At 67.1% G+C, this 3,163-nt stretch carries 3 protein-coding genes; all 3 read right to left on the bottom strand.

Annotation, left to right across the window (positions count from 1 at the left end):
• Window positions 1-285: 285 nt before the first annotated feature.
• Complete coding sequence (locus tag AC5RWU_RS23975) at window positions 286-1,086, bottom strand: MerR family transcriptional regulator (protein WP_494037349.1); 801 nt, start codon at window positions 1,084-1,086, stop codon at window positions 286-288.
• On the bottom strand, window positions 1,067-1,882 hold the full coding sequence (locus AC5RWU_RS23970; protein WP_493986674.1) for an alpha/beta fold hydrolase: 816 nt from the start codon (window positions 1,880-1,882) through the stop codon (window positions 1,067-1,069). Before AC5RWU_RS23970 ends, AC5RWU_RS23975 begins: the two co-directional genes overlap by 20 nt.
• A 151-nt stretch (window positions 1,883-2,033) precedes the next feature.
• Entirely contained in the window at window positions 2,034-2,678 is a 645-nt protein-coding gene (locus AC5RWU_RS23965; protein WP_493986673.1) for a GNAT family N-acetyltransferase, read from the bottom strand.
• Window positions 2,679-3,163: the final 485 nt, after the last annotated feature.

Genomic DNA, 3,163 nt, shown 5'->3' with positions numbered 1-3,163 from the left:
CGATCATCGCCTCTGTCATCTCGGTCGTGAACTCTGACACGGCCGTCTCCTTTCGGATCAGGCCGGACCCTCACACACCGTTCTTCTTACAGTCCCGTTGAAGTTGGCCGTCTCGAGGACCGGTCTTCCGCCCCCGGCACCTGATCACGGAGCCGGGCGTCGAGTGCTGGTTCGAGCGCTGAGCGAGGAAGGCGCTCTGGGAGCTCCGGGGCTCTCGCCTTGGCGCACCTAATTCCGGCCGGTGCCTGGCGTCCATAAGGATCGTTAGGCAGACCAAGTCCGGGCTCACTGGTACGGAACGTCGACACCGGCTGCTCGAAGTTTCGCTTCCATCAGTTTCGTCAGCCGCACGAAGGTCGGCTCCTCGTCCCCGCGGTGGTGGTTGATCAGTCCGTACCGGGTGGCATGGTCGGGCCGTGCCTGGAAGCCAGCTGGCATCATCAGCAGTTCGCGGTTGGCCAGGAGGTTGTCGACCATGTCGGCCGCCAGTTCCTCGACCCGCGGGTCGTCCGGGTTCCAGCTCTTAGCTTCCCACGTGCGCTTGAGCAAGTCGACGTGGCGGGGATCATCGAGCCGGTGTTCGAGCTGGGTCAGGTAGCTGTCGAAGAACTCCGGTGCCAGCGCTCGGGCCAGCACCAGAGCCTCTCGTTGAACGGCCACGAAGTCGGGGTCAAAGCCGGCGTCGGCCAGGCGGTCCAGGACCGCGCAGGCGCGCTCGGGCAACAGGACGCGGTCGCCGGTGGCGAGCCGGCGCAGCATTCTGCGCCGCTCGATCAGGTCCTCGATCCGGTCGGTGAGGTACTGCTCGACGTCGGCCAGTGAATCGGCGAACCGCTCCGGCTCGGCGTCCAACAGGCCGGTGATCTGAGCCAGCGGTACACCGGCGCCGGCCAGGGCCCGGACCTGGACCAGCCTCAGCAGGTCGGCGGAGCTGTAGCGGCGATAGCCGGAGCTGTCGCGTTCCGGTTCGTCGACCAGGCCGAGCCGGTGGTAGTGCCGAACGGTCTTGATCGTGACACCGGCGAACGCGGCGGCCTGACCGATCGTGACTCCGATGACCATCCGCTCAGCGAACCCCACGGCCATCGGCGGCCGCCGTCTCCCTTACGGCCTGCGCGACGGCCCGGAAATCCTTGCGCAGAATGTGAGAGTGGTTGCTCGCGACCTTCGCGCTGACCTCGATGTTCGGGTTGCGGGCGAGCACCGGATCGAGCGAGGCCCGCACCCGCTCCATCTCCTCACGGCCACCGCCGAGGTTGCCGCCCGTGGCCAGGACGTACCGCACCGGGCAGGTCACGCGGTCGAGGACCGGCGCGACGGCGGCGACGAGCTCGTTGATCTCGATGTTGACCTCCGCGTGCTGGTCGGCGCTCATCCGCGCCGCCATGCCCAGCGGGCGCACCAGCGGCAGCAGGAACCGCATCCCGCGGAACAGCTTCCGGATCCGCTCACGGCCCTCCTCGCCGGTCAAACCGTAGGGCATGGCGCCGTCCACGCACACCACCCCGGCGACGCGGTCCGGATTCCGGGCGGCCCAGTACGCCGCGAGCGTCGCACCGTAGGACCAGCCTACGAGCAGGGGCCGGTCCACCCCGGTCGCCTCGAGGACGGCATCGAGATCTCGCATGCACGCCTCGAAGGAGTAGTCCGCCGATCGTTTCGACCGGCCCCGGGCGCGCTCGTCGTAGGTGATGTGCCGGTAGTCGGTGCCGAGTTCGGCGATCACAGGACGCCAGGGCCGCTGGTCCGCATAGGCGCCGTTCAGATAGAGGATGGGACGGCCGGGGCCGCGGGTGTCCGTCACGGCCAGTGACGTGTCGTCCACGTCCACCATGCCGGTCCAGGTCGATTCGATCGCACTCGTGTTGTTCATACGGCTCATCGTGCACCTTGACCTAAGGTCATGGTCAACCCATACGGCTCCTTGTCTCAGAACCAAGGAACTGACACACGGTGGTGCGCGTTTCCGTCGAGGCCTCGAAGTGGCAGTCGAGCTGAGCAGGCGCTCAGCATGTGGCTTCGGCGGTGACCGGTCAGACGGCTCCGGGTGATCCGCCGCCCGCAGGCTGTGACGCGGAGTCCTGCACAAGTTTCATTGACACGAGCTCGGTGAATCCGGCGCGTCGGGCGAAGCGCACCTTCCGGCGCTTGTACTCCGTGAAGCCGAGCTTGGCATAGAGGCCGAGGGCGGGTGCGTTGGTGTCCTTGATGTCCTCGAGCACGTACTCGCGATACCCGGGCAGCGTCAGCAGGTGACGCAGCAGCGCGGTCGCGATGCCGCGCCCCTGATAGGCCGGTTCGGTGGCGACGAACCCGATTTCGGCGAGCCCGGGCCGGGCGCCGTCGGAGGCGCCCATGAACCAGCTGCGGATCACCACGTAGCCAAGCAGCCCGCGCGCCAGCCCGAGGTGACGCCGGATCTGCCGCCATCGCGGCGCGAACAGCGGCTGGCCGCCCTCGGTGAGCGAGGCGAGGCCGGCGGGCTGCCCGTCCACGAGCGCGATGTAGAACCGTTCGAGCAGCAGCATGTGCTCGAACGCGTCAGCCAACTTGCCGGTGTCGCGCGAGAACGCAACGAAGTCCTGCGCGAAGCTGCGCACGTAGACCTCGGTGATACGGCGCCGGTACCCCTCGCCGAGCTCGTCTCCCCGCCTGACCACAACCATCGTCTCGACCATCCCCGTCCACCCCGCCTGCCCCGCCCCCGCACGGGTGCGACTGTATCCACCCTCACACCGCAACATCCACTGCCGAACCTATCGACAAGGGAAAGGGCGTTCAACTGGAACCCGGCCCAGGGACGAAAAGAACTCGTGCATTCATACGTTTCGATACTCGCCCAGCTTCTGCCCACTGGGATGACCCGTTAGCCGGTGCTGTTCCGCGACAAGGATGAGCGAGAACTTATGCACGTGCTTGAATGACGAGGATGTGATTGCGCTCGGGCTCTATCGCGGCACGCTGCCGTCCCGTTTGAGCGTCCGTCACCGCGGCAACTCCGGGCCACACCGCCGCTGAAATTCCGGCGTCGTCCAGGACCGGCTGGACGACACCGGGCATCACCGGCCGGTGGCGGCCAACTCCTGCAGCATGGTGAATCCGTGGCGGTCCACCGGAACCGATGAGGCGGACATGACCACGACGCCGGTACGCTTTGAACGGT

The sequence above is a fragment of the Arthrobacter sp. B0427-1-12 genome (genome assembly GCF_059092905.1).
Note: the sequence above shows the minus strand (reverse complement) of the source record. Positions and strands in the feature narration are given on the sequence as shown.